This is a genomic window from Streptomyces smyrnaeus (assembly GCF_017676345.1).
GTDB classification, from domain to species: Bacteria; Actinomycetota; Actinomycetes; order Streptomycetales; family Streptomycetaceae; genus Streptomyces; species Streptomyces smyrnaeus.
Map to the genome: position 1 here is coordinate 1 of NZ_JAFFZM010000031.1, position 25,648 is coordinate 25,648.

The following is a 25,648-nucleotide window of genomic DNA, read 5'->3' on the forward strand; positions in this document are numbered from 1 at the left end:
ATGGTGGCGGCGCAGAAATCAGAAGCGGCGAGTGATCAGCGCGCGCTTGACCTCCTGGATGGCCTTGGTCACCTCGATACCGCGCGGGCAGGCGTCCGTGCAGTTGAAGGTGGTCCGGCAGCGCCAGACCCCGTCCCGGTCGTTGAGGATCTCCAGCCGCTGCTCCCCGGCCTCGTCCCGCGAGTCGAAGATGAACCGGTGCGCGTTCACGATCGCGGCGGGCCCGAAGTACTGCCCGTCGTTCCAGAAGACGGGGCAGGAGGACGTGCACGCCGCGCACAGGATGCACTTGGTGGTGTCGTCGAACCGCTCCCGGTCCTCGGCGGACTGGTACCGCTCACGGGTCGGCTCGTTCCCCGTCGTCACCAGGAACGGCATCACATCGCGGTAGGCCTGGAAGAACGGCTCCATGTCGACCACGAGGTCCTTGAGCACCGTGAGCCCCTTGATGGGCTCCACGGTGATCGGCTTCTCGGGAGAGATGTCCTTCAGCAGCGTCTTGCAGGCGAGCCGGTTGCGCCCGTTGATCCGCATGGCATCGGAACCGCAGATGCCGTGCGCGCAGGAGCGGCGGAACGTCAGCGTCCCGTCCAGCTCCCACTTGATCTGGTGCAGCGCGTCCAGGACGCGCTCCTTCGGGTCGATCTTCAGGGTGAAGTCCTGCCACTGCGGCTCCGCGGCGACCTCCGGGTTGAACCGGCGGATCCGCAGCGTGACGGTGATCAGGTGCGCGGCGGCACCGCCCTCGGCGTCCGAGGGATCGGCGGCGTCGTTCTTCTCCAGCGTTGCAGTGCTCATCAGTACTTACGCTCCATCGGCTGGTAGCGGGTCTGCACGACCGGCTTGTAGTCCAGCCGGATCGACTCGGTGCCGTCGTCGCCCACCTCGCGGTACGCCATGGTGTGCCGCATGAAGTTGACGTCGTCGCGGTTGGGGAAGTCCTCGCGGTAGTGGCCGCCGCGCGACTCCTTGCGGGCCAGCGCGGAGACCGCCGTCACCTCGGCCAGGTCGAGCAGGTTGCCCAGCTCCAGGGCCTCCAGCAGGTCGGTGTTGAACCGCTTGCCCTTGTCCTGCACGCTGATGTCGCGGAAGCGCTTGCGCAGGGCGCCGATCTCCTCGACGGCCTCCTTGAGCGTCTGCTCCGTGCGGAAGACCATGACGTTCTTGTCCATGCACTCCTGGAGCGCCTTGCGGATCTCCACCACGCGCTCGTTGCCGGTGGCGTCCCGCAGGTTCTCGATCTCGTCGAGAACGAACTTGGCGGGCTCGGGAGGCAGTTCGACGTAGTCGGCGGTGGAGGCGTACTCGGCAGCCGCGATACCGGCCCGGCGGCCGAAGACGTTGATGTCCAGCAGGGAGTTGGTGCCCAGCCGGTTGGCGCCGTGCACGGAGACGCAGGCCACCTCGCCGGCCGCGTACAGCCCGGGCACCGGAGTGTTGTTGTCCTGCAGCACCTCGCCCAGCACGTTGGTGGGGATACCGCCCATCGCGTAGTGCGCGGTCGGCTGGATCGGCACCGGGTCGGTGTACGGCTCGATGCCCAGGTAGGTGCGGGCGAACTCGGTGATGTCCGGCAGCTTGGCGTCCAGCTGCTCGGGCGGCAGATGGGTGAGGTCCAGGAAGACGTGGTCGCCCTCGGGGCCGCAGCCCCGCCCCTCGCGGATCTCGGTGTAGATCGCGCGGGAGACGACGTCACGGGAGGCCAGGTCCTTCATGACGGGCGCGTACTTCTCCATGAAGCGCTCGCCGTCCTTGTTGCGCAGGATGCCGCCCTCACCGCGGGCGCCCTCCGTGAGCAGGATGCCCATCTTCCAGATGCCGGTCGGGTGGAACTGGAAGAACTCCATGTCCTCCAGCGGCAGCCCGCGCCGGAACGCGGCGGCCTGGCCGTCACCGGTCAGGGTGTGCGCGTTCGAGGTCACCTTGAAGAACTTGCCGTTGCCGCCCGAGGCGAAGACGACGGCCTTGGCCTGGAAGATGTGCACATCCCCGGTGGCCAGCTCGTAGGCGACGACGCCGGCGGTCTTCTTGACGCCCTCGTCCTCGTTGAGCAGCAGGTCCAGGACGTAGAACTCGTTGAAGAACTCCACACCCTCCTTGACGCAGTTCTGGTACAGCGTCTGGAGGATCATGTGGCCCGTGCGGTCCGCCGCGTAGCAGGAGCGGCGCACCGGGGCCTCACCGTGGTTGCGGGAGTGCCCGCCGAACCGCCGCTGGTCGATGGTGCCGTTCGGGGTGCGGTTGAAGGGCAGGCCCATCTTCTCCAGGTCGAGGACGGAGTCGATGGCCTCCTTCGCCAGGATCTCGGCGGCGTCCTGGTCGACCAGGTAGTCGCCGCCCTTGATCGTGTCGAAGGTGTGCCACTCCCAGTTGTCCTCCTCGACGTTGGCCAGGGCGGCGGCCATGCCGCCCTGCGCCGCGCCGGTGTGGGAGCGGGTGGGGTAGAGCTTGGTCAGCACCGCGGTGCGGCTGCGCTTCGTCGACTCGATGGCCGCGCGCATACCGGCGCCACCCGCACCGACGATGACGGTGTCGTACTTGTGGATCTTGACGTTGTTCATCGGGAAAACCTCAGCCTTCAGCCCCGGTACGTCAGCGGATGTTCGGGTCGAAGGTGAAGATCACCAGCGTGCCCAGCAGGACGGTGAAGACGGTGGCCGTGTACAGCAGCATCTTCAGCCAGAAGCGGGTGTTGTCGCGCTCGGCGTAGTCGTTGATCACCGTGCGCAGCCCGTTGGCACCGTGCAGCATCGCCAGCCACAGCATCGCCAGGTCCCACACCTGCCAGAACGGCGAGGCCCAACGGCCCGCGACGAACGCGAAGCCGATCTTGCTCACACCGCCGTCCAGCACCAGCTGGATCAGCAGATGGCCCAGGACCAGCACCACCAGCACGATGCCCGACAGCCGCATGAACAGCCACGTCTGCATCTCGAAATTGCCGCGGGAGGCCTTCGGCGTCTTCGCGGTCCGCTTGCGCGGCGGCTCGATCACGGGGGCCGGGTGGTCCACGTCGATCCGTGCCACCTCATCGGTGGGGTCGGCGGACCCTCCGGCCTCGTTCTTCGCGGCCTCGGTCGTCTCGGTCGTCGACATCAGACATCAGCTCCCGAACAGCTCGCGCAGCGTGTGCTGCAGGACCGGGTAGAAGGCACCGGCCATGAGGACGGTCCACACGCCCAGCACGGTCCACAGCATTTGCTTCTGATACCTCGCGCCCTTCGACCAGAAGTCCACGGCGATGACCCGCAGGCCGTTCAGCGCGTGGAACAGGATGGCGGCCACCAGGCCGTACTCCATCAGATTGACGAGCGGAGTCTTGTAGATCGCGACAGTGTCGTCGTACGCCTCTGGCGAGACGCGGACGAGCGCGGTGTCGAGCACGTGCACGAACAGGAAGAAGAAGATGAGGACGCCGGTGACTCGATGAGCCACCCAGGACCACATTCCTTCCCGGCCGCGGTACAGCGTTCCAGCCGGCACGGATAAACCCTCCGGGAGCGGATATTGGGGCCTGCCGGCTTCGGTAGGTCGGGCGGGCCCGGCCGGGTACGGTCCACCGGCCTCGGTCATCGTAGCGACGGGCTGTCGGCACGTTCGCCCAGGGGTATGCAGGTGTGATCAATCAGGCACGGACGGACTATCTGCGATGTGAGGGGCGACACACGGTGTGCTGCTGTCGCGGTGCCCCGTTCGGCCCCTTGTGCGGGGGCTATCGCGGTGAATCGGAGGTCACCAGCCGCCCCAGCCGACCCCGCGCGAGCCGCCGCAGTTCCTCGGCCGTCACCGCCCACTCCTCGTCCGCATCGTTCTCCAACCGCAACCGGATTCCCGCCAGCACCTGATCCAGCCGCTCCTGGACGGCGAAGCCGTCCACACAGCACAAGAACGCGTGCCCGAACTTCCGCTCGTACGCCCCGTGAGCGGCCCGCAGGGCGGTGTGCGCGGCGAGCACCCCCAGTTGCGGCTCCCCCTCCAGCGGGTGCGCCGCCGACTCGCAGATCAGCGCCTCGCGCAGATCCGCCGAGGTCAGGTCGTAGCTCGCCTCGTCGGCCGCCGCCAGCAGCGCTTCCCGGTCCGGATAGGGCCGGTGCGCCGCGATCCGCCGCGCCCAGCGGCGGCTGCCGCAGCAGCGCAGCAGCAGGGGCTCGACCGTGGTGACGGCCGCGGTGTTGAGCCGGTCCAGAGGTATCCGCTGTGTTCGCGGCTGCGACTGGGAAGGAGTGGGAAGGCTCATGCGCTCCGTAAGGTCCGAAGGATCCCGATGTCGGCCCGGTGTCGTCACCGTAGTCGCGGCCGAGGGATGATCGGCCGTCCGAAGCGTGTTTTTCACCCGGAAGGGAACGCGCGGGAGCGCATAGCTGACGGGGAAGGGTTGAGAAGGGGAAATACCGTAGTCGTATGGGACGAAACTGGTCGAAGAAGTCCGGACGGGCCGACACCGGGGCAGCAGGCCGCTCGGGTGCTCTGTTGGCGCTCACCCTCGCTGTCGGCCTCACCGGCCTGACCGCCTGCGGCGGGAACGGCGACGGTGGGGGAGACGCGCCCTCCGCCTCCGCGTCCACGAACGACCGCGGCCAGCAGCCCTTCAAGGGTCCCGACCGGCTCGGCCCGACCCCCTCTGCCGTTCCCTCCGTACGCGAATGGAAGGCCGTGCGCGGTCCCGGGTGGCAGCGCACGGAGCACACCCGCGTCGTCACCGGTAGCGACTCGCTGCGCGACGAGGCGAAACTCCTCGCCGACGAACTGAAGGTGAAGGTCGCCAAGGGCCCGTCCCGCACCGGCGACATCGAACTGAAACGCGATAACGGCGACAACGGCGGCAAGAAGGACAAGAAGGACAAGAAGGGGAAGAGTGGCGAGCCCGGCAGTGGGCCGGAGGGCTACCGGCTGGTCAGCCGCGACGGCAAGGTGACCATCACCGGCAGCGACGACGCCGGGGTCTTCTACGGCACCCGCACCCTGCTGCAGACCCACCGGGCCCAGGGCCGGTTCGCCGAGGGCACCGTCCGGGACGCGCCGGACCGCCCCCAGCGCGGCTTCTCCCTCGACATCGCCCGCAAGAACTTCAGCGCCGACTGGATCAAGGACCGGATCCGCGAGATGGGCGACCTGAAGCTCAACCAGCTGCAGCTGCACCTCTCCGACGACCAGGCGTTCCGCGTCGAGAGCGACACCCACCCCGAGATCGTCTCCGACCCCCATCTGACCAAGGCCCAGATCCGCGACATCGTCGAGCTCGCCGCCTCCCGGCACATCACCGTCATCCCGGAGATCGACTCACCCGGCCACCTCGGCGCCGTACTGAAGGCCCACCCGGAGCTCCAGCTGCGCAGCGCCTCCGGCCGGACGCCGCGCGGCGCCATCGACATCAGCAAGCCGGCCGCGGCCGACCTCGTCGACGACCTGCTGGTCGAGTTCGCCGAGCTGTTCCCCGGCCGGTACGCGCACGCGGGCGGCGACGAGTACCAGGCGCTGATGACGCAGAACCCCGAGCAGACCTACCCCGGCCTCGCCCAGGAGGCGCGGAAGCGGTTCGGCGAGAACGCCAAGGTCCAGGATCTGGCGACCGCCTGGCTCAACGACCGCGCCGCGACGCTGCGCAAACACGGCAAGATGCCGCAGGTGTGGAACGACGGCATGCACCGCGGCGGCGTCGTCGAGCCGAACAAACCCCGCCAGGTCGCCTACTGGACCGGGCGGGAGCAGGGGGAGCGGCAGCCCGCGGAGTATCTGCGGGAGGGCTGGGAGGTCGTCAACTTCAACGACGAGTACCTGTACTACGTCCTCGGTCAGCCCAACAATTTCACCTACCCGACAGGCCGCCGCATCTACGAGGACTGGACCCCCGCCGTGGTGCGCGGCACCGAGCCGGTGCCCAAGAAGTGGGCCGGGCGGGACCACATCCTCGGCGGCCGGTTCGCCGTCTGGGGCGACCTCGCGGACGCGCAGACCACCGAGCAGGTCGCCCGAGGGATCCGGCTGCCGCTCGCCGCCACCGCCCAGAAACTCTGGGACCCCCAGCGGCCCGAACGCTCCTGGTCCGACTTCGTGAAGCTGGCCAACCGGGTGGACTGACCCGGCACGCCCCCTCCCCTTCGGGGCCCGCATGGGCGCCGACGTGCGGCACCAAGCTGCCAGGAGCAGCATGGAAGCACGGAGCGTCCACCTCGGGAGCAGCAGCGATGACACGGTTCATGGACGTACACCACGGCATGGAGGGCATCACGGCCGAGCAGCTCAGGGCCGCCCACCAGGCAGACCAGGAGATCGAAGGAGAAGAGGGCGTGCGTTTCGAGCGGGCCTGGGCGGACCCGGAATCGGGGACCGTCTACTGCCTCTCCGAGGCGCCCTCGGCCGACGCCGTCCAACGCGTGCACGACCGCGCGGGGCACCCGGCGGACGAGATCCACCCGCTGCCCCTGGTGGTGTGAGCCCGCACCGCGGGGCCGGCGCGCACCCGCGGGTGGGCGGTCACCAGTAGGCGGCGTCCGTCCAGGGCTCGAAGCCGATGAAGTCGAGCGGGTCGTCGTCCTCGTCGAGCTCCGCGAAACCGGGCGCGGCGAAGTGCCCGCGAAGCCAGGCGAGCAGGGTCTCGACCAAGGAGCCCTCCAGCGGCGGGCCCTGCGGGGCGTGCCGCGGCCACACCAGCAGCGGCCACCGGTCGGGATCCTCGTCCTCGGTCAGCCAGCCGAGCACATCGCCGTCGATGGAGTTGGCGAACGGCAGGAAGCCGCCCGGCTCGGGCCAGACGGCCAGCGGATACTCCTCGCGCCAGTTGGCGCGCAGGGACCGGTAGGCGTCGTTGGCCTCCTGCACATGCCGGACGAACCCTCCCACCGTCCCCCGGCCGTCGCCGGGGGACGGCGACCCGGAGGCGGCGCCCTCGGCCCGGCGCAGCGGCGTGTGGAAGCGCAGCCACTGCGACCAGCAGCCCGCCCCGTAGGTGTTCAGCAGCGTGACGTACTCGCGCGGCAGCCGGGTGCCCAGCTCGGCGAAGAGGGGTTCCCAGCCGTCGGCCGCCGCGTTGCCCAGATACGGCTCCGGCGGCGGCGGGACGAGCGTGGTGAGCGCGGCCGTCCCGCTGCCCTCGCTCAGCGCGGCGCGCCGGGCCGGGTCGTGCTCGGGCTCGGGCGGCGGCGGGGTCCAGGGGGCGGCGTCGGGGAGGAACGCGGTGCGCCGGGCGGTGCCGGGCAGCGGTCCGAACCGGCCGCCGCCGTCCATGGCGATGCCGTCGGTCAGCAGTGCGGTGAGGGTTTCGGTCGCGGTACGGCCGAGGTGGTACCAGGGGCGGGTCGTGGAAGCGGCGTGCGGATCGGGGCTGGGGTAGGGGTCCCGGTCGAAGAGGACCACGGGCCACTCGTCGGGGTCGTCGGAGGCCGAGGTGTCCCAGAACAGCCGCGCGCTGCCCCGCGTCTCGCCCCACGCCAGCAGCCCGCCGGGCGCGGGGTGGAAGGGCGGCGGGCCGTCGGGGCCGGCACCGCGCGAGTTGATGCGCGTCTGTCGGTGGGTCTCGCGCAGCCAGTCGCCGTAGGCGAATCTGTCCCGCTGGACGCACGGCGCGTGCACCCAGACGTATTCGCCGATGTCGAGCGGCCCGTAGGCCGTCACCAGTTCCTTGTAGTCGCCGGGCAGCCGCAGCCCCAGCCAGGACTCGACGGCGGGCCAGTCCACCGGGACGGGGGCGGGCGCCTGTGGCGGGGTCGTCCCCGCGTCGGCGTCCGGGAGCGCGAAGTGCCGGGCCAACTCGGCGAGACGCGGGGAGGGGCGGGGCGGTGTGGGACCGTTCATGCGGCCGCATCGTGGCACGGCGCCGGCCCGCGGGGCCCGACAGGGTGGCGCACGGCTGCGAGGCGCACGACCTGCGGACAGCTGCCGTGAAGAAGCCGAAGACGACCGGGGTCGCCACCCCCCACAGGAGAGACCCCGGTCGCCGTCGGACACGGGCTCACTACGCCAGCGGCTTGCCCGTACTCCCCTCAGCGTCGATGCCCCGCAATGTGTTACGCCGTTCTCCCGCACCGCCCGAACATCTGTCACCGCTCCGCTCATGTGTCACCGCGCTGAGCCCGTTTCGCTGACGGCACGTGATTGAATCTTCACATACAGCGCGCTGTCAGCTCACGCCCGACTCCGGCATGGACGAGCGTGCGCATTTGGCCTTAGCGTGCTCCTCGCGTCGCGCCAGGCCGACCGAACCTGGCAGCCGGGAAGCGCATCCTGGCAGTCGGGACTCCGACCCCCGGCAGCGGCGCAGGCACAGACACCTTCGCGGAGTGGGGCGAGACACGAGCGTGCAGGGGGACGACGCGGAGCTGACCGCTGCGGTGCGCGCGGCGCAGGAGGGGGACGAGCCCGCCTTCCGCACCGTCTACCGGGCCGTGCACCCGCGCCTGCTCGGCTACGTCCGCACGCTGGTGCCGGACGCGGACGCCGAGGACGTGGCTTCCGAGGCGTGGCTGCAGATCGCCCGCGACCTGTCCCGCTTCAAGGGCGACGCGGACCGGTTCCGTGGCTGGGCGGCGCGGATCGCCCGCAACCGGGCGCTCGACCATCTGCGGATGCGCGGGCGCCGCCCCGCTGTCGGCGGTGACGAGAGCGAACTGACCGGCCTGCCCGCGGGCGCGGACACGGCGGACGAGGCGCTGGAGGCGCTGGGCACCAGCAGCACGATGGCGCTCATATCCCAACTTCCGCGCGACCAGGCCGAGGCGGTGGTGCTGCGGGTCGTGGTCGGACTGGACGCCAAAAGTGCCGCGCAGGTGCTGGGCAAGAGGTCGGGCGCCGTACGCACGGCGGCCCACCGCGGACTGCGCAAACTCGCGGAGCTGCTGGAGGAGGGCGCGCCGGGACCTTCCGGTGACGCGGCCGACGGCGTCGTCGGCCCGGCGACGAGCGGCCCGGCGACGAACCCGGCGACGAACGGCCCGATGGCCGACGGGTCGGTCGAGGGCGCGGTCGAGGGCCCTGTCGAAGGCTCCGGAGGGCGGGGCGGCGGGCCCAGGCCCGGTGGGGGCGTGACCAAGGGCAGGACGCGCGGTATGGCCCGCGGTGTGACGCATAAAGCCACACGAACGCTGAGGGAAACGTGATGGCGGACGACCGGTACAGCTGGCTGGATGAAGAAACCGCGGAGCGCTTGCTGCGCGGACTGCCGGTCGACGCCTGCGAAGGCGACGACCCGGGTACGGGCCCCGAGCAGGGCTCCGGCCCGGCCGCACCGGAAGGGCCGAACGAGGCGCGGGCCGCCGGATACGAGCCCGGTCCCGGCCCGCTGTCGGAGCACGCACCTTCCGCCGCACCGCAGGACCGCGCCCTGCCCCCGGAGCGCTCCGGACAGCAGCAGCCCCCCGAGGCCGCCGTCGCCGGAGGGTCCTCGGGCGCCGGACGTCAGGGACGAAGAGCCGAGGGCCGTCTCGACGTGCCCTCCCACGACTGGTTCCGCGAAGCCGACCGCCGTACGGCGGCCCGGCTCGCCGCCGCGCTGGACGAGCTGTCCACCGCGTACAGCACACCTCCTCCGGCCACCGGCCCCCGTGCCACTTCGCTCGAACTTCCCGGCGAGGCCGCGGCGCTGGACGCGTTCCGCGCCGCCCGCCTCGGTACCTCGCCCGGCGGCGCGCCCGGTGCCGCCCCGGCGACCACGCTCGGCGGTGGCGGCGCACTGGGCGGCGCCCGCGGCCGGGCCCGCCATCTGCTGACCGGCAGGCCCTTGCGCGCCGGCTTCGCCGTCGCCCTCGCGGGCTGCGCGCTCGGCGGTGTCGCGGTCGCGGCCGGTACGGGAGTGCTGCCCACGCCCTTCTCCAGCGGCGACGCGCCCTCGGTCACCGTCTCCCCGGCAGACAGCCCCGACGCCGAGAGCACCGGCAGCGGCGGAAGCGGTGACGAGGAGACCCCCGGTCGCGACACCCCCGGTGACCGGCACGACGGCCGTGACCGGTCCGACGGGAACGGCGAGGGCGGCGACGGGGAGCACCGGCGCGACGGTTCCCGGGACCTGGCCGACTCCGGCGGCGCCGGTGGCGACGAGAACGGCAGGAACGACAAGGACGGCAAGGGCCGGGGCAAGGGCGGCCCGGACGGCAAACTCCCCGGCGACGGGCACCTCGACCACTCCAACAAGGACGCCATCGCCGCCGCCCTGTGCAAGGCGTATGTGGCCGACAAGCTGAAGGCCGACGACCGCAGGAAGCTCGAACGCGCGGCCGGCGGCCGGTCCGTGGTGCGCAAGTTCTGCGCCCAGCACGGCAACGTCGGCTCCGGCGGCGGTGGCGGTGGCGGTGGCGGCCAGGGCAGTTCGGGCGGCGGCGGCCAAAGCGGTGGGAACGGCGGCGGCAACGGCGGCGGCCAGAGCGGTGGCAACACCGACGGCGGCGGAAACGGCAGCGGTGGGGGCGACGGCGGCTCGACGGGTGGTGACGGCGACCCCCCGGTCCCGGGTGACCCCGGCGGCTCGGCCACCGGCGGCGGCACGGCAGGCGGCAGCACGCCGTCCCCTTCGGCGGACCCCACGACCGACGCCGGCCGCAGCGCGGCGTCCACGCGACCGTGACGGGCGCCACATCGGACCACTGAACCGACGGTGTGACACTTTCGCCGGGCACGGCGCTGAAGAGAGTGAGCCGACTGGTCATCGGCGGCGCGGTAAGCCCGAGGTTCCCCCCGTACCTCTGGGTTCGCGCGATGGCGCGGGCGGGACACGTTCCCCCGGTCCCGCCCGCGCCCCCTTCTTTCCCCGGAGTCCCCAGAGCCCCAAAGGTCCAGGAGCTCAGCAACTCAACAGCTCAGCAACTCAACAGGCGCACGGTCACCTGTAGACGATGACCTTGTCGCCCGGGCGGATCTCCGCGAAGACCTTCGCGATCTTCTTCTTGTCGCGGACGTTCACACATCCGTGTGATGCTCCGGCGTAGCCGCGGGCGGCGAAGTCCGCGGAGTAGTGCACCGCCTGCCCGCGGCTGAAGAACATGGCGTAGGGCATCGGGGTGTCGTAGAGGGTCGAGTGGTGGCGCCTGCTCTTGAAGTCGACCTTGAACCGGCCTTCCCGGGTCGGGGTGTACGCCGACCCGAACCGCACGTCCATGGCCGTTCGCACCTTCCCGTCGACCATCCACGCCGCCGTGCGGCTCGTCTTGCTGATGCACAGCGCGCGGCCTGTCGTACAGCGTGGGTCCGGCTTGGCGAGCGGGCGGCTGGTGGGCGGATACAGCTCGGTGCGGGTGGGCTGGTGGGTGCGGGCGCGCAGCGCGCTCAGCACCGCGTCGGTGACCTTGCCCGTGCGGGGCATACCGCGCTGCTTCTGGAACGCGGTGACCGACGCGGCCGTCACCGGCCCGTAGTAGCCGGTCGGATTCCGGCCGAAGTGGCCCAGCTGCCGCAGCCGCGCCTGGAGTTCACGTACGTGTGCGCCGCGCGCGCCGGGCGCCATCCGTACGGCCTGCGCGACCGGCTGCGCCGCTTCCGGCTTCGGCGTCGGCTTGACGGGCTTCACCGGTTTCGGCGGCGTGTTGGTGCGCGCGGACGGCGCCGACGGTTTCGGTGGCTTTTGCGGTGCCTGCTGCGGCGCTTGGGAAATGCGGACAGCCGGACCGCTCGCACCGTCCTTGACCTGGCATCCGGCGATCGTGCCCGCCGACAGCAGCAGCGCCGCCGAGGCCGCCAGACCGCGCAGGGCCGTTGCTCCCCTCCTGTGCATCCCCACCCCCGGAGGTTCGACGGATGTACGGGTCCATGACTGCCCAGCGCGCCGCCCTCGCGAACCTGTGGCGCTGCGGGTGATGCTGGGCGGGACGACCGCCGCGCGTCCGCGCAGTCCCCGGTGCGCGGGCTTCCACCCGGTGCTGGGCCCTTCAGGAGGCACTTGCGATGACACGTCCCACCGATTCCGGCCGACGGCTGTCCGAGTCGGGGCTGCCCGTGGAACCGGTCTACGGACCGGAGGCGCAGACGGGGTGGGATCCCGCCGCCCGGCTCGGGGAGCCGGGCGGCTATCCCTTCACGCGGGGCGTCTATCCGACGATGTACACCGGGCGGCCGTGGACGGTGCGCCAGTACGCGGGATTCGGGACGGCGGCCGAGTCCAACGCGCGCTACCGCCGGCTGATCGAGCACGGCACCACGGGGCTGTCGGTCGCCTTCGACCTGCCCACCCAGATGGGGTACGACAGCGACGCCCCGCAGGCCGCCGGAGAGGTCGGCAAGGTCGGCGTGGCCGTCGACTCCGTGGCGGACATGCGGGCGCTCTTCGACGGCATCCCGCTGGGCGAGGTCTCCACGTCGATGACCATCAACGCGCCCGCCGCGCTGCTGCTGTTGCTCTACCAGATCGTCGCGGAGGAGCAGGGGGTGGCGCCTGCCGCGCTGACCGGGACCGTGCAGAACGACGTCCTCAAGGAGTACATCGCGCGCGGCACCTACATCTTCCCGCCGCAGCCCTCACTGCGGCTGACCGCGGACATCTTCCGCTACTGCGGCACCGAACTGCCGCGCTGGAACACCATCTCCATCTCCGGCTACCACATGGCCGAGGCGGGCGCTACGCCCGTGCAGGAGATCGCCTTCACCCTGGCCAACGGCATCGCCTACGTCCGGGCCGCCGTCGCGGCGGGCATGGACGTGGACGCGTTCGCGCCCCGGCTGTCGTTCTTCTTCGTCGCCCGCACCACGCTGCTGGAGGAGGTCGCCAAGTTCCGTGCCGCGCGGCGGATCTGGGCACGGGTGATGCGCGAGGAGTTCGGCGCGCGCAACCCCAAGTCGCAGATGCTGCGCTTCCACACGCAGACGGCGGGCGTCCAACTGACCGCACAGCAGCCCGAGGTGAACGTCGCCCGCGTCACCGTGCAGGCCCTCGCCGCCGTGCTGGGCGGAACCCAGTCGCTGCACACCAACTCCTACGACGAAGCGCTCGCCCTGCCGTCCGAGTCGGCGGCCCGGCTGGCGCTGCGCACCCAGCAGGTGCTGGCCCACGAGACGGACGTGACCGCGACCGTCGACCCGTTCGCCGGTTCGTACGCCGTCGAGTCGCTGACCGACGACGTGGAAGAGGCGGTGCTCGACCTGATGCGGCGTGTCGAGGACCGGGGCGGTGCCGTGGCCGCCGTCGAGCAGGGCTTCCAGAAGAGCGAGATCGAGCGCAGCGCCTACGCGGTCGCCCAGGAGATCGAGAACGGGGACCGCGTCGTGGTGGGCGTCAACCGCTTCCGCACCGAGGCGGCGGACGAGAAGCCGTATGTGCCGCTGACCGTCGATCCGGGTCTGGAGGCGGCGCAGGCCCGGCGGCTGGAGCGGCTGCGCGCCGGGCGCGACGCCACCGCCGTACGGTCCGGGCTGGACGCGCTGCGCCGGGCAGCCGCGCGGGAGGAGGACAACGTGCTGCCTCCGATGAAGGAGGCGCTGCGCGCCCGGGCGACGCTGGGCGAGGTGTGCGACGCGCTGCGCGAGGTGTGGGGCGCCTACGAGCCGTCGGACGCCCTGTGAGCCCGGCCCCGGGCGGAAGGGTGTGCGGGCGCGGACCGGTGGCCGAGCGGTCGAGTTGTTACCGACGGGTTTCAAACGGGGTGTGGACCGGGGACAGTAGGCGCAGGCGTGACCGACGAGCGACGACCGACGAGCAGCCTGCGAGGTGTCCATGTCGACCGGTACCGGGACGGGGTCCGCCGAACAGCCGCGGGCCGGCGGCCATGGAGCGCAGGAGCCGCTGCCCGGCCTGGCCCGTGCCGCGGAGCTGCTGGCAGCCGGCGAGGTGACCTCCCGGGCACTGACCGAGCGGGCGCTGGACCGTATCGAGGCGACCCAGCCCACGCTGAACGCCTTCCGGCTGCTGCGCACCGAGGCGGCGATGGCCGAGGCGGACGCCGCGGACCGGGCGCTGGCGCGGGGGGAGCGGCGTCCGCTGCTGGGCGTGCCGGTGGCGGTCAAGGACGACACCGACGTGTGCGGGGAGCCCACCGCGTTCGGCTGCGCCGGAGCCTTCCCGCTCAAGACGGCCGACGCGGAGGTGGTGCGCAGACTGCGGGCGGCCGGCGCGGTCGTCGTCGGCAAGACCAACAGCCCTGAGCTGGGGCAGTGGCCGTTCACCGAGGGCAGCGCCTTCGGAGAGACCCGCAACCCCTGGAGCCTCGCGCACACCCCCGGCGGCTCCTCCGGTGGCGCGGCGGCGGCCGTCGCGGCCGGGCTGGTGCCCGCCGCGCTGGGCTCGGACGGGGCCGGCTCGGTGCGCATCCCCGCCGCGTGGACGCACCTGGTCGGCATCAAACCGCAGCGCGGACGCATCTCGACCTGGCCGGACCCGGAGGCGTTCAACGGCATCACCGTCTTCGGACCACTGGCGCGCACCGTCGAGGACGCGGCGCTGCTGCTGGACGCCGCCGCGGGCAACCGCGAGGGCGATCTGCACCGGCCGCCGCCGGTGGATGTGCGCGCGGCCGTGGGCCGGGACCCGGGGCGGCTGCGGATCGCGCTGTCCACCCGTTGGGCGTTCACCGCGACACCGAAACAGCTGGACCCCCGCGTCGAAGCGGCCGTCCGCGCCCTCGCCGAGCGGCTGGCCGCGCTGGGGCACGAGGTGGAGGAGGCGGACCCGCACTACGGCCCGATAGGACTGACGTTCGTCCCCCGCGCCACCGCGGGCATCCGCACCTGGGTGCGGCGCACCCCCGACCCGGGCCTGCTGGATCCGCGCACCCGGGCGACGGCCCGCACCGGACGGCTGCTGGGCGGCCCCGTGCTGCGTGCGGCCCGGGCCGCCGAGGGGCCGCTGCGCCGCCACGTCGGCCGGATCTTCCGCCGCTACGACCTCGTCCTGACCCCCACCACCGCCACCCCGCCGCCCCGGATCGGCGATCTGGCGCGGCTCTCCGGCTGGCAGACCGACCGCAGGATGATCGCCCACTGCCCGTACGCCTGGCCGTGGAACGTGCTCGGCTGGCCCGGTATCAACGTCCCCGCCGCGCTCACCGAGCCGGACCGGCTGCCGCTGGGCGCCCAGTTCCTCGGCCCCGCGCACAGCGAGCCCCTGCTGGTCCGGCTCGCCGCCCAGCTGGAGGCCGACCAGCGCTGGCACGAGCGGTGGCCGCCGCTGATGTGAGGGAGCCGTCCGCGCCGGTGCGGCCCTACGTCGCCGACGCCAGGCCGGTGACGTAGGCCGTCACCTCGCCCGGATCCTCGGTGATCAGCGCGAGGTACCCGTCCGGGCGGACGAGATAGAGGCCGTCGGGCGCGTAGGGGGCGGTCGCGGCCACGGCGTGGGTGCGCAGATACGCGGGGAGGCCGACCGGTGGCGCCGCGTCGCCCACCGCGAGGAGCGTGAAGTGCGGGCCGCGCAGCAGATCGAACACCCGCCGGGCGCCGCCCGGAGCGCTGTCGCCGGGAGCGGTCAGGGGCGCGTCCGGGGCACGGTCGCCGGGTGAGAGCGGGCTCGGGTGAGGCGCGGCCGGGTGACGGCTCAGTGAACTGTCCGGGTAGGCGAGGTCCAGCTGCTGGGTCTCGCGGCCGCGGCGTGCGGCCCGCCCGTGCAGCCGGGTCGAGAGGCCGAGCACCTGCGCGGCCAGCGGCGCCCGCTCCTCCTCGTAGGTGTCCAGCAGCGCTTCGGCGGCCTGCCCGCGCAGGACGAGACCGAGCTTCCAGCCGAGGTTGTAGGCGTCCTGCACGCTGGTGTTGAGGCCCTGGCCGCCCGCGGGGGAGTGGATATGGGCCGCGTCGCCCGCCAGGAGGACCCGGCCCGCGCGGAAGCGCTCGGCCAGCGCGGCGTTGACCCGGAACTGGGAGGCGTGGGCGACCTCCTTGAGCTGGTCGGGTGACAGATCGGTGCGGGTGGCGAGCAGTCGGCGGAGGATCTCCTCGGGCGGGCTGCCCTCCTCCAACGCGGCGTGCCGGGCGAAGAGCTGGAAGGTGTCGGTGCCCGCCATGGGGCACAGGGCGAGGGCCCCGCGGGTGTCGTCCTGCCAGACGTGCCAGTGGCCGCGGTCGAGTCCGGACAGCCGGACGTCGGCGACGACCGACGGCTCGGGGTCGACGGTCGTGCCCGTCATACCGATGCCGAGCGCCGCCCGGACGGTGCTGCGTCCGCCGTCGCAGGCCACGGCGTACGCGGCGCGGACCGTCCCGCCGGTGGACAGCCGAGCGGTGACGGCGGTGGCGTCCTGCGCCAGTTCGGTGACGGCCGTACCGAAGGCGACCTCGCCGCCCAGCTCCCGCAGCCGCGCGTACAGCAGTTCCTGGGTGCGCCATTGGGGGAGCATCCACACCTCGGCGTACGGGGAGCCGGCGCGCGGCTCGGCGCGCTCGACCATGTCGTGCTCCGCGACGGGTCGGCCGGGGCGGCGTACCAGCATCCGCGGGTAGGGGCCGCCGGCCGCGCGCACCGCCGGGGCGAGGCCCAGGTCGTCGAGGACCTCCATGGTGCGCGGCTGGATGCCCTTGCCGCGCGAGCCGGGGGCGAGGCGGTCGGCGCGCTCCACCACGCGGACGTCGATACCGCGTCTACGCAGGTCACAGGCGAGGGTGAGGCCGGTGGGCCCGGCGCCGACCACGAGTACCTCGGTGTTCGGTGCCTCCGCAGTGCCCTTAACGGCGTTAAGTGAAGTCATGCCGGAAGGGTGCACTTAACATTGTTAAGTCGTCAAGCCTTAACGGCGATAAGCTGGCGGCGTGCCTGTGAAGAGAGAGCCGACCAAGCAAGCGCCGGAGGCGCCCGGAGAGCAGGGAAAGCCGGGAAGGCCGGGAAGGCGGACAGCGGCCCCCCGGCTGGATCGCACACAGGTCGCCGAGACCGGGCTGCGGCTGCTGAACGAGACGGGGCTGGAGGGTCTCAGCCTGCGCCGGATCGCCAACGAGCTGAACGTGAAGGCGCCCGCCCTCTACTGGCACTTCGCCGGCAAGCAGGCGCTGCTGGACGAGATGGCCACCGTCATGACGCGCGAACTGGGCGACCTCGCCGACTCGCTGTCCGGGAAGGCTTCCTGGGACGAATGGTTCGCCGAGAGCCTGCGGCTGCTGCGGCGTACGCTGCTGCGCTACCGGGACGGGGCGAAGGTCTTCAGCGGCACCCGGCTGACCACCACGGAGCACGCCGCAGGGCAGGAGCGCTATCTGCGCATGATGACCGAGGCGGGCTTCACCGTGAACGCCGCAGCCCGCGCCTACGTCACCGCCTTCACCTACACCATCGGCTTCGTCATCGAGGAGCAGGCCGTCCAGCCCTTCCCCGACGAGCGTGCCCTGGGCTACGACCCGGCCGAACGCGCCGCGCGGATGGCCGCCTACCCGCTGGCCGCGCAGGTGTCCGCGGACCTGTTCACGGACTACGAGGCCCGCTTCGAGGAGGGCCTGCGGGCCCTCCTCGCCGGGCTGCGCGCCACGATCCTCGCCGAGAACGCGACGACCCCGGGCGGGGAGGGCGCCGGATGACGGCCGTCAGCCCAGGGCCGCGCGCTTGAGGGCGCGGGCACGGCGTGCGACGCGGCGTACCGTGCGGTTGCGGGGCACGAACGCGAACTGGCGCGGCACGGCGCCGGGCAGAGCCAGCGCGGTCAGCCGGCGCCGCTTGAAGTAGCGCCGGGTCGCCGGTGACAGGTGGGACGCCAGATAGCGCTCCACCTCCGGGCGCAGCTCCGGATAGATCTGCGGCTGCATGCAGAAGCCGACGGCACGCACCAGACCCGTCAGCTCCCGCCCGGAGGGCACGGCCGCATCGGCACCCGCCGCCTCGTCGTCCAGATCGGGCAGCAGCGCGTCCACCAGCGTCACCGGCACGCGGTTGCTGTTCTGGTACGGCGCCACCCGCTCCAGCAGCAGCTCGGTGCCGGTACGTGCCACGGGCAGGCCGTAGAAGGCGGACGCCGTCAGCAGTGCCGTCGAGAAGCAGCCCACCACCAGCGCCGGGCGCAACCGCTCGTACAGCGCCTCCGCCAGCACCGGCGAGTCCAGCACCGTCAAAGTGACGCCCAGTTCGCCCGCCTCCTTCTCCAGGGCGCGGGACCAGCGCACCGGAGCGACCGGATGCGGCTTGAAGACCACCTCGCGGTGGCCGCGTGCCGCGGCACCGCGCAGCATCCGCAGATGCAGCTGCTCCTCCTCCTCGGGGGAGAGGATCTCCAGCGCGGACAGATACTGCCCCAGCAGCAGCGCCGCCCCCCGGGGCGCCGCGGTCACCGACGGCGGCACGTCCTGGGCCACCTCGGCCAGCACCGCGCGGAACGCCTCCGTGGGAACGACCTCGGGCCGCACCCCGAACTCCGAGAGCAGCAACGGCGTCAGGCCGGGCACCAGATCCAGATGGAGCAGCCGGCGCGCCCGCGTACCCACCAGCGGGTCCAGCTTGTTGCGGGTGGGGCCGTAGCTCATCAGCCCGTCCGCGTACACCTCGATCGGCGCGTCCGGGAACAGCCGCGCCACCGCCAGCGCGGGCTCGACCTGGATCGACTCCAGAACGAGCGTTACCTCGTCCTCCGGGCCGTCACCCAGCCCCCACAGCATCCGCAGATACCGCTCCCACAGCGGGGCGTCGTCCCCGCGCGGCGACCAGCCGCCCGGGTGGAAGGGACGGATCGTCTCGTTCCACGACAGCACCCGGTCGAAGCGGGAGCGCAGCCGCTCGAAGCCCGGCATGGTGTCGAGCGCCGCCGAGGTCTCCGGGTTGGCGGCGTTGTTGCTGACCAGCAGCAGTCGCTGGTCGGCGGGGCCGAAGTGGTCCGCGTCGACGGCCGCGGCGAGCGTGGCGGCACCGTAGAGGGTCGAGGCGAAGAACAACTGCGTACGCATCAGGCCGCCACCTCCGTGCCGCGATCCTTGCCGGGCCCGCCCGGTGCGGTGCCGTCCGGGGTGCCGATGGTGTCTCCTTCGGTGCCGGTGCCGGTGCCGGTGCCGGTGCCGGTGCCGGTGCCGGACGCCGGACCGGTCGCGGGCGCGTGCTGGCCCGGACGCCTGCGGAGCCGCCGCAGCCGGGAGGCCCGTTCGCTGTCCATCGAGTCCAGCGCCTCCGACAGCAGATCCGCCGGGAGCCGCTTGAGCGCCGCCGCGCTCATCGCCCGCAGCTTGCGGGCCACCTGCGGCTCGAACCTGCCGCTGGTCAGATGGTGCGCGATGATCGCGCAGTAGGTGCGGATCGCCTTGGGCAGCAACTGCTGAGCGTCCCGGTCCCGTGCGGTCTCCTCGATCACCTGGTCGAAGGCGCGGATGAAGTCCAGCTGTCGCACATCGCCGATCTGGGTGAGCGAGGAGGCGACCCCACGCCGGTAGAAGACGCCCAGCAGCCCCACAGCGGCGAACGAGCGGGCCTCCCGGTGCAGCCGCCAGATCCACGGCCGGTCCTCGGCCGTGCGCAGCCCGTCGGTGAAGTGCAGCAGCCCCTCGTCCAGCAGTCTGCGGTGGTAGATCCCCGCCCAGGCGTAGGCGTAGTCCACGGACGTGCTGCGGGTGGCGGGCAGAATCGCCGCCCGCGGGTCCTCCACCACGCCCCGCCGACCGTGCGGCACCCGCGCCAGGGTGCGGGAGCGTGCCGTGCACTGCACATGATCGGTGCGCACGAAGTCGCAATCCAGCCGCTCGATGCACGCGAGCAGCTGCTCGTAGTAGCCGGGAGCCAGCCAGTCGTCACCGTCCAGGAACGTGACGTACTTGCCGCTCGCCCGGTCCAGCCCCGTGTTGCGCGCGGTCGCCAGACCGCCGTTGCGCGCATGCCGTACCCGGACCACCTGCGCAACGTCCTGGAAGTCGTTTTCGGCCCGCTCCAGAATCTCCGGCGTCTCGTCCTTGGAAGCGTCGTCGACCAGAATGAACTCGAAATCCTGGCGCGCGTTCGCTCGGAGACTCCGAAGCGTTTCCGGGGCGTATGACTGCACGTTGTAAAACGGCACGATGACGGAGAGCTTGACCACCCGAGGGACCTTAGGGAACGCGCCCCGCCCCGTCTTGACCTGCGGCGGGCCTCCGGGTGAACGACGCGTGGCGGGATGGTGAACGGGGCGGCGGCGCGGGCGCGTTGGGCATTCGTCGGTGTGCTGTTAACCGGCTGTTGCCTTTACGTTGGGCCGCCTTCCGGAATCCCTTCCTAGCGTCGATGACGTGCCCTCACGAGAAATCCCCTCCGCTTCCACGAACGCACCGGACGCCGGCACCGCACCCGTCTCGCACGAGCGGTCGGCGCCACGCCGGGTAGTCGTTCTGGCGGATTCCGACACCCGGTGGAAATGGGGTGTGCTGACCGCCCGCAGGCTGGCGCCCGAGGCCGCCATCGACGGCCTGCTCCTGCGCGGCCGGGCCACGCCCACCCCGCGCCAGCTCGCCGAGGTCGGCGTCACCGTGGCCACCCTGCGCGAGGTCACCACCGCGGAGTTCCTCCGGGCGGCCACCGCGCCGGACGCCTACGACGTGATCGTCCTCGCCTGCGTCGGCGGCGCCGTGCAGGCCATGCTGCACGGGCTGGGCCGGGCCCTCACCGGCGGAGCGGGTCAGGGCGCCGGGGCAGGCGCAGGCGGCGGGGCAGGCGGCGCGCGAGGTGGGGCGGGCGGCGCAGGAGGGCCTGCGCGCCGCCGCCCCGTGGTCGTCACCGGCTACGTCGGCGTCGTCTACGAGAAGCTGGCCGACGGACTGCTGCTGCGGCACGGCGCCGACCTCGTCCTCGCCAACTCGCCGTACGACGCCGACCGCTTCCGCGTCGTGTACGAGGGCGTGGGCGCCGACGCCGACAGCGTGGTCGAGTGCGCGCTGCCGTTCCTGGAGGGGGGCGGAAGCCCCAAGGAACCGGAGGAAGGCGCCGCGGACGCTGCGGCGGACGGTCCGTTCACAGTCGTCTTCGCCGTGCAGCCCTCCGTTCCGGCCGGCCGCGCCGACCGCGCCTACCTGCTGCGCCGAGCCGTCGGCCACGCACTGCGGCACCCCGAGCGCGAGGTGCTGATCAAGCTGCGCAGCAAGCCCGGCGAGCACACCACACACATCGAGGAACTGCCGTACCAGAAACTCGTCCGCAAGCTGCCCGGGGGACGCGACGGCGCCGACGGCGGACTGCCGCCCAACTGCCGCCTCGTCTACGGCAACATGGGGGAGATCCTCGACCGGGCACAGCACACCGGCGGCCTGCTGGTGACCGTCAGCTCCACCGCGGCGCTGGAGTCCCTGCACCGGTCGCTGCCCACCGCCGTCCTCACCGACCTCGGCGTCCGCGAGGCCCTGGGCAACCACTACTTCACCGGCTCCGGCTGCCTCGCCTCCTGGGACGAACTCGACGACGGCCTGCTGCCGGAAGCCGACGAGAAGTGGGCACTGCGGCAGGGCGTACGCGGCCAGGACGGCTTCGCGACCGCACGCGACCGGGTGGCCGCGCTCGTCGCCCGATCGGCGAGCCGCGGGCTGCCGCCCCTCGCGCCGTACTACACCGTCCGGACCGCCCCCGGCTATCTGCCCGGCATCCTGCGCCGGTACGGACTCGAACCGGACGGTTCGACGTCGGGCGGCGCGGCCGGTGGCGCGGCCGACGGTCTCGAAGCCGCCGGTGGCCTCACAGCCGCCGGGCGCGGTGTCGTACGGCGCGTCGTCCGCGAAGCAGCCCGGGGCGCCTACCGGCACGGCGTCCAGCGGGTCGCTCCGCTGATCCGGAAGGCGGGCGAACTGTGATGCCGGGCCTCGGCCTTGGCGGTGCCCCGGCCGGGTCGGGGTCGTCCGGGTCGTCGGGGGCGCCGGATCCCTCGGTTTCTTCTGCTTCTTCCGTTTCACCGGAATCCCCTGCTTTGTCCGAGTCCCTGCCTCACTCAGGAGCCAGCATGTCCCCAAACCCCGCCGTGCTCGCGGTGATACCCGCCCGGGGCGGGTCGAAGGGTGTGGCCGCCAAGAACCTCGCCCCGGTCGCGGGCGTTCCGCTCGTCGCCCGCGCGGCCCGCGAGTGCCTGGCCGCGCGGAACGTGACCGATGTCGTCGTCTCCACCGACGACACCGCCATCGCCGAGGCAGCCCGCTCAGCAGGCGCCGAGGTGGTCGAACGGCCTGCCGAGATCGCCGGCGACCTGGCCACCAGCGAGGCCGCCGTCCTGCACGCCATGGAGGTGTACGAGAAGCGGCACCGCAGACCGCTGCAGACGGTGCTGCTCGTGCAGTGCACCAGCCCCTTCCTCGTGCGGGAGGACATCGAGCAGGTGGCGGCGGCCGTTATCGACGAGGGCGCCGACAGCGCGCTGACGGTGGCACCGTTCCACGGCTTCGTATGGCGCGACGGCACCACGGCGTCGGACGACGGTACGGGGGAGACGGCTGCGGGGGCGGCAGCGTCCGCAGCCTCCGCGGGGACCGCAGCCTCCGCGGGGACCGCAGCCTCCGCGGGGGGCGCGGGAGGTTCGGACGGGGCTTCCGGCGTGAACGGGAGCGCGTACGGCGTCAACCACGACCGCGCCGTGCGCCCCCGACGCCAGGACCGGCCGGAAGACCTGCTGGAGACCGGCGCCGCCTACGCCATGGACGCCATGGGATTCCGGGAGTCCGGCCACCGGTTCTTCGGGCGGACGGCCGTCGTCCGTACCGACCCGGCCCGCGTCCTGGAGATCGACGACCCGCACGACCTGGCCCGCGCCCGCGCGCTGGCGCCCCTGCTGGACGCGCGCCGTGACGGACCGGGCGCGCTGCCGACACGGGAGGACGTGGACGCGGTCGTACTGGACTTCGACGGCACCCAGACCGACGACCGGGTCTACATCGACGCCGAAGGACGGGAGACCGTCGCCGTGCACCGCGGTGACGGACTCGGTATCGCCGCGCTGCGCCGGGCCGGCCTGGAGGTGCTGATCCTCTCCACGGAGACGAACCCGGTCGTGGCGGCGCGCGCGGCCAAGCTGCGGCTTCCCGTACTGCACGGCATCGACCGCAAGGACCTCGCGCTCAAGCAGTGGTGCGAGGAGAAGGGAATCGCGCCCGAGCGCGTGCTGTACGCGGGCAACGACGCGAACGACCTGCCGTGTTTCGCGCTCGCCGGCTGGCCCGTCGCCGTCGCCGACGCCCATGACGTGGTGCGCGCCGCCGCGCGGGCCGTCACGACGCGGGGCGGCGGAGCGGGGGCGGTGCGCGAGATCGCGGGGTGGTTGGTGGGGGCGGAGTTGTGAGGGGGCGGGCGCGCGTCTGCTCCCTGGTTGGGCCCACCCACAAAGGAAAGCCCGCGGAGCCCCCGACGCCCACACCCGCCGCCTCCTGACCAGCGCGAACCCTACCCCGACCGCCTCACCACCCACCCCCGCAGACAACCACTGACCCTCTGCACCCACCCAAGAAAGAAACCCCCGGAAATGGTGAACATGTTCAGCAACGCCCAGCCCAACAACGCCCGCCTCCGCGCCCTCGGAACGAAGACCGTCGGGCCGGGCCACCCCGTCTACGTCACCGGCGAGATCGGCATCAACCACAACGGTGACCTCGACAACGCGTTCGCCCTCATCGACGCCGCCGCCGAGGCGGGCTGCGACGCGGTCAAGTTCCAGAAGCGGACGCCGGAGATCTGCACCCCGCGCGACCAGTGGGACCTCGAGCGCGACACCCCCTGGGGCCGCATGACGTACATCGACTACCGGCACCGCGTCGAGTTCGGCGAGGACGACTACCGCGCCATCAGCGAGCACTGCGCCGAGCGTGGCATCGACTGGTTCGCCTCCCCGTGGGACGAGGAAGCCGTCGCGTTCCTGGAGAAGTTCGACGTGCCGGCGCACAAGGTGGCCTCCGCCTCGCTCACCGACGACGACCTGCTGCGTGCCCTGCGCGCCACCGGCCGCACGATCATCCTCTCCACCGGCATGTCCACGCCGAAGCAGATTCGGCACGCGGTGGAGGTGCTGGGCAGCGAGAACATCGTGCTCTGCCACGCGACCTCCACCTACCCGGCCAAGGCCGAGGAGCTGAACCTGCGGGTCATCCACACCCTGCAGGACGAGTTCCCGAACGTTCCGATCGGCTACAGCGGCCACGAGACGGGGCTGCAGACCACCCTCGCCGCCGTCGCGCTCGGTGCCGTCTTCGTGGAGCGGCACATCACCCTGGACCGCGCCATGTGGGGCTCCGACCAGGCCGCCTCCGTCGAGCCGCAGGGCCTCCAGCGCCTGGTGCGGGACATCCGCACCATCGAGGAGTCCCTCGGCGACGGGGTGAAGAAGGTCTACGACAGCGAGCTGGCGCCGATGCGCAAGCTGCGCCGCGTCAAGGGCGTCGTGGCCGAGGAGGCTGCGGCGGCCGAGGAGACCGAGGCCCGCGAGCCGGTCACGGTCTGACGCGGCACCGCCCTGCCCCGGGCGCCCGCCTCACCCCCACCCCCTCCCATCCCCAACCTCCAAGCGGAACGGAGCGTATGCGCACATGTCCCGTAGCCGCTCCGCAAAAGGAGCGCCGAACCGCTCCGGCCAAGGCCAAGGCCAAATCCCGGGCGGCCCACACCAAGGCCCAGGCCAAGGCCCACGACCCGGAGCGGAATCAGACCCCGGGGGCGGAGCCAACCCCGGGATGCGGGACGGGGCCCTCGCGTTCGTCGAGAGCCCCGTCCAGCTCCTCAACGTCCTCGAATGGGCGCACAACCATCCCGCGCCCGACACGGCGACTCCCCTCACCCTCGTGGTGCTGCCCCCGCGCGATCCCATGACCCGGGGGCAGCTGCGCCGGATGGCCGAGCTGGCCCGTGACGAGGGGATCGCGGTGAGCTGGCAGGAGGCCCGCGACGGCATGGGGGGTGCCGTCGCAAGCCTCCTCGCGCTCGCCCGCAGGCTGCGCAGGGCCCGGACGCTGGTGATCGGCGATCCGTTCTCGCGCTACGTCCAGCTGCTGCTCGCCCTCACCCCCGCCCGCGCCGAGCGGCGGATCACCGTGGTGGACGACGGCACGGCCACCATGGAGTTCGTCGCCCAACTGGCGAGCGGTGAACGCTTCGTGCGCTGGCACAGACGCGGCATGCGGGGCGGGGCGCGCGGGATGCTGTTCGCGCCGGTCTCCCGTCGCGCACGCCGCCGCCTCACCCCGCGTTCCGACGGCAAGCGGCCGGTGGAGGTGTTCAGTTCGATGCCGGTGGAGCCGCCCGAGAACGTGGTCGTGACGGCCAACGAGTTCGCCTGGACCCGCGCCAGGTTCGGGCCCCCGCGCCTGACCAAGGGCGCCGATCTGGTCGGCACCTCCCTGGTGGAGACGGGCGTGGTGGACACCGAGCGCTATCTGGAGGCCGTCACATCACTGGCCCGCGAGTACGGGGCCACCCGCTACTTCGCCCACCGTCGCGAGAGCAGCGAGAAGCTTCAGCAGGTCAGCGCCGCCACCGGGCTGGAGATCGTCCGCCCGGACCTGCCGCTCGAACTGGTCGCCCGGCGCGGTCCCGTCGGCCGTACGATCCTCAGCTTCCCCTCCACCGTCGTCCACACCCTCCCGCTGGCGTTGGCGGGCACCGCCGTGACCGTGGCCGTGTGCGACATCGACCCGGAGTGGCTGTCGCGGACCGCCTCTCCCCGGGCCCAGGGCTTCCTGGCCGGTGTCACCGGTACGGCCCGAGGAGCCCGCCGGCTTCCGTCCGCCCTCCCTTCCCCGCCGGGCCAGAGCGTGTGAGCCCTGTGGGCGGGGTACGGCGCACCGGAGCTGTGCGAGCCGGCCCTCGGCCCCCTCGCCCCCTCGGCCCCATCGGCGCGGGCACCGCCTCGTCGAGGAGCGG

General features: G+C 72.4%; 21 protein-coding genes. 11 read left to right on the forward strand and 10 right to left on the reverse strand.

Translation table 11 applies throughout. The annotated features are described in order from the left end of the window. Positions 1 to 18: 18 nt before the first annotated feature. The 5 genes from JW613_RS32330 to JW613_RS32350 all read right to left on the reverse strand — a co-directional run bounded on the left by JW613_RS32330 (position 19) and on the right by JW613_RS32350 (position 4,237). Positions 19 to 798: a succinate dehydrogenase iron-sulfur subunit gene (locus tag JW613_RS32330; RefSeq protein WP_209214425.1), complete on the reverse strand. Its 780-nt coding sequence runs from the start codon at positions 796 to 798 to the stop codon at positions 19 to 21. Further along, the gene (sdhA, locus tag JW613_RS32335; RefSeq protein ID WP_209214426.1) at positions 798 to 2,561 is read right to left on the reverse strand and encodes a succinate dehydrogenase flavoprotein subunit; all 1,764 of its coding nucleotides are present in this window, start codon (positions 2,559 to 2,561) and stop codon (positions 798 to 800) included. The genes JW613_RS32330 and sdhA overlap by 1 nt, the downstream gene beginning before the upstream one ends. Before the next feature lie 31 nt (positions 2,562 to 2,592). Beyond that, the gene (locus JW613_RS32340; RefSeq protein ID WP_245226661.1) at positions 2,593 to 3,096 is read right to left on the reverse strand and encodes a succinate dehydrogenase hydrophobic membrane anchor subunit; all 504 of its coding nucleotides are present in this window, start codon (positions 3,094 to 3,096) and stop codon (positions 2,593 to 2,595) included. A 6-nt stretch (positions 3,097 to 3,102) separates the two neighbouring features. After that, positions 3,103 to 3,483, reverse strand: a complete 381-nt coding sequence (gene sdhC, locus JW613_RS32345) for a succinate dehydrogenase, cytochrome b556 subunit (RefSeq protein WP_099883582.1) — start codon at positions 3,481 to 3,483, stop codon at positions 3,103 to 3,105. A gap of 229 nt (positions 3,484 to 3,712) precedes the next feature. Further along, a complete protein-coding gene (locus JW613_RS32350) occupies positions 3,713 to 4,237 on the reverse strand; it encodes a 2-oxo-4-hydroxy-4-carboxy-5-ureidoimidazoline decarboxylase (RefSeq protein WP_209214427.1) in 525 nt (174 codons plus the stop codon). A gap of 164 nt (positions 4,238 to 4,401) precedes the next feature. Between JW613_RS32350 and JW613_RS32355 the strand changes: the two genes are divergently transcribed. Together JW613_RS32355 and JW613_RS32360 are read left to right on the forward strand one after the other, a co-directional pair. Further along, a complete protein-coding gene (locus tag JW613_RS32355) occupies positions 4,402 to 6,078 on the forward strand; it encodes a beta-N-acetylhexosaminidase (protein ID WP_209214428.1) in 1,677 nt (558 codons plus the stop codon). 107 nt (positions 6,079 to 6,185) lie between these two features. After that, entirely contained in the window at positions 6,186 to 6,434 is a 249-nt protein-coding gene (locus JW613_RS32360; RefSeq protein ID WP_209214429.1) for an SCO4226 family nickel-binding protein, read from the forward strand. 40 nt (positions 6,435 to 6,474) lie between these two features. Here the strand turns inward: JW613_RS32360 and JW613_RS32365 are convergent, their stop codons facing one another. Continuing rightward, the gene (locus JW613_RS32365; RefSeq protein WP_245226663.1) at positions 6,475 to 7,791 is read right to left on the reverse strand and encodes an SMI1/KNR4 family protein; all 1,317 of its coding nucleotides are present in this window, start codon (positions 7,789 to 7,791) and stop codon (positions 6,475 to 6,477) included. A 503-nt stretch (positions 7,792 to 8,294) separates the two neighbouring features. Here JW613_RS32365 and JW613_RS32370 point away from each other — a divergent pair. Both JW613_RS32370 and JW613_RS32375 read left to right on the forward strand, forming a co-directional pair. Next, positions 8,295 to 9,092 (forward strand): RNA polymerase sigma factor, encoded by a 798-nt coding sequence (locus JW613_RS32370; protein ID WP_209214466.1) that lies wholly within the window; start codon positions 8,295 to 8,297, stop codon positions 9,090 to 9,092. Beyond that, positions 9,092 to 10,552, forward strand: coding sequence for a hypothetical protein (locus tag JW613_RS32375; RefSeq protein WP_209214430.1), 1,461 nt, complete (start codon positions 9,092 to 9,094; stop codon positions 10,550 to 10,552). Before JW613_RS32370 ends, JW613_RS32375 begins: the two co-directional genes overlap by 1 nt. A gap of 255 nt (positions 10,553 to 10,807) precedes the next feature. On the opposite strand, the gene JW613_RS32380 is transcribed toward JW613_RS32375, so the two are convergent. Continuing rightward, positions 10,808 to 11,695, reverse strand: a complete 888-nt coding sequence (locus JW613_RS32380; protein ID WP_209214467.1) for a L,D-transpeptidase family protein — start codon at positions 11,693 to 11,695, stop codon at positions 10,808 to 10,810. Between the two features lie 170 nt (positions 11,696 to 11,865). Between JW613_RS32380 and JW613_RS32385 the strand changes: the two genes are divergently transcribed. Both JW613_RS32385 and JW613_RS32390 read left to right on the forward strand, forming a co-directional pair. Beyond that, positions 11,866 to 13,476 (forward strand): acyl-CoA mutase large subunit family protein, encoded by a 1,611-nt coding sequence (locus tag JW613_RS32385; RefSeq protein WP_209214431.1) that lies wholly within the window; start codon positions 11,866 to 11,868, stop codon positions 13,474 to 13,476. A gap of 151 nt (positions 13,477 to 13,627) precedes the next feature. Continuing rightward, positions 13,628 to 15,085 carry an amidase gene (locus JW613_RS32390; protein WP_209214432.1) on the forward strand — a complete coding sequence of 486 codons (1,458 nt, stop codon included), beginning with the start codon at positions 13,628 to 13,630 and terminating at the stop codon, positions 15,083 to 15,085. A gap of 25 nt (positions 15,086 to 15,110) precedes the next feature. Here the strand turns inward: JW613_RS32390 and JW613_RS32395 are convergent, their stop codons facing one another. Further along, complete coding sequence (locus JW613_RS32395) at positions 15,111 to 16,586, reverse strand: FAD-dependent oxidoreductase (protein WP_209214433.1); 1,476 nt, start codon at positions 16,584 to 16,586, stop codon at positions 15,111 to 15,113. Positions 16,587 to 16,743: 157 nt separating this feature from the next. On the opposite strand from JW613_RS32395, the gene JW613_RS32400 reads away from it, so the two are divergent. Continuing rightward, complete coding sequence (locus JW613_RS32400) at positions 16,744 to 17,406, forward strand: TetR/AcrR family transcriptional regulator C-terminal domain-containing protein (protein ID WP_245226669.1); 663 nt, start codon at positions 16,744 to 16,746, stop codon at positions 17,404 to 17,406. Between the two features lie 6 nt (positions 17,407 to 17,412). Here the strand turns inward: JW613_RS32400 and JW613_RS32405 are convergent, their stop codons facing one another. Both JW613_RS32405 and JW613_RS32410 read right to left on the reverse strand, forming a co-directional pair. Beyond that, the gene (locus JW613_RS32405) at positions 17,413 to 18,759 is read right to left on the reverse strand and encodes a polysialyltransferase family glycosyltransferase (protein ID WP_209214434.1); all 1,347 of its coding nucleotides are present in this window, start codon (positions 18,757 to 18,759) and stop codon (positions 17,413 to 17,415) included. Continuing rightward, positions 18,759 to 19,874 (reverse strand): glycosyltransferase family 2 protein, encoded by a 1,116-nt coding sequence (locus JW613_RS32410; protein WP_209214435.1) that lies wholly within the window; start codon positions 19,872 to 19,874, stop codon positions 18,759 to 18,761. Before JW613_RS32410 ends, JW613_RS32405 begins: the two co-directional genes overlap by 1 nt. A gap of 286 nt (positions 19,875 to 20,160) precedes the next feature. Here JW613_RS32410 and JW613_RS32415 point away from each other — a divergent pair, with 286 nt between their 5' ends. The 4 genes from JW613_RS32415 (at position 20,161) to JW613_RS32430 (ending at position 25,545) form a co-directional block, all read left to right on the forward strand. After that, positions 20,161 to 21,609 (forward strand): DUF6716 putative glycosyltransferase, encoded by a 1,449-nt coding sequence (locus tag JW613_RS32415; RefSeq protein WP_209214469.1) that lies wholly within the window; start codon positions 20,161 to 20,163, stop codon positions 21,607 to 21,609. Positions 21,610 to 21,755: 146 nt separating this feature from the next. Further along, a complete protein-coding gene (locus JW613_RS32420; protein WP_209214436.1) occupies positions 21,756 to 23,081 on the forward strand; it encodes an acylneuraminate cytidylyltransferase in 1,326 nt (441 codons plus the stop codon). Between the two features lie 180 nt (positions 23,082 to 23,261). Then, positions 23,262 to 24,233, forward strand: coding sequence for an N-acetylneuraminate synthase family protein (locus JW613_RS32425; RefSeq protein WP_209214437.1), 972 nt, complete (start codon positions 23,262 to 23,264; stop codon positions 24,231 to 24,233). Between the two features lie 229 nt (positions 24,234 to 24,462). Continuing rightward, a complete protein-coding gene (locus JW613_RS32430; protein WP_209214438.1) occupies positions 24,463 to 25,545 on the forward strand; it encodes a hypothetical protein in 1,083 nt (360 codons plus the stop codon). The last annotated feature ends 103 nt before the right edge of the window (positions 25,546 to 25,648 follow it).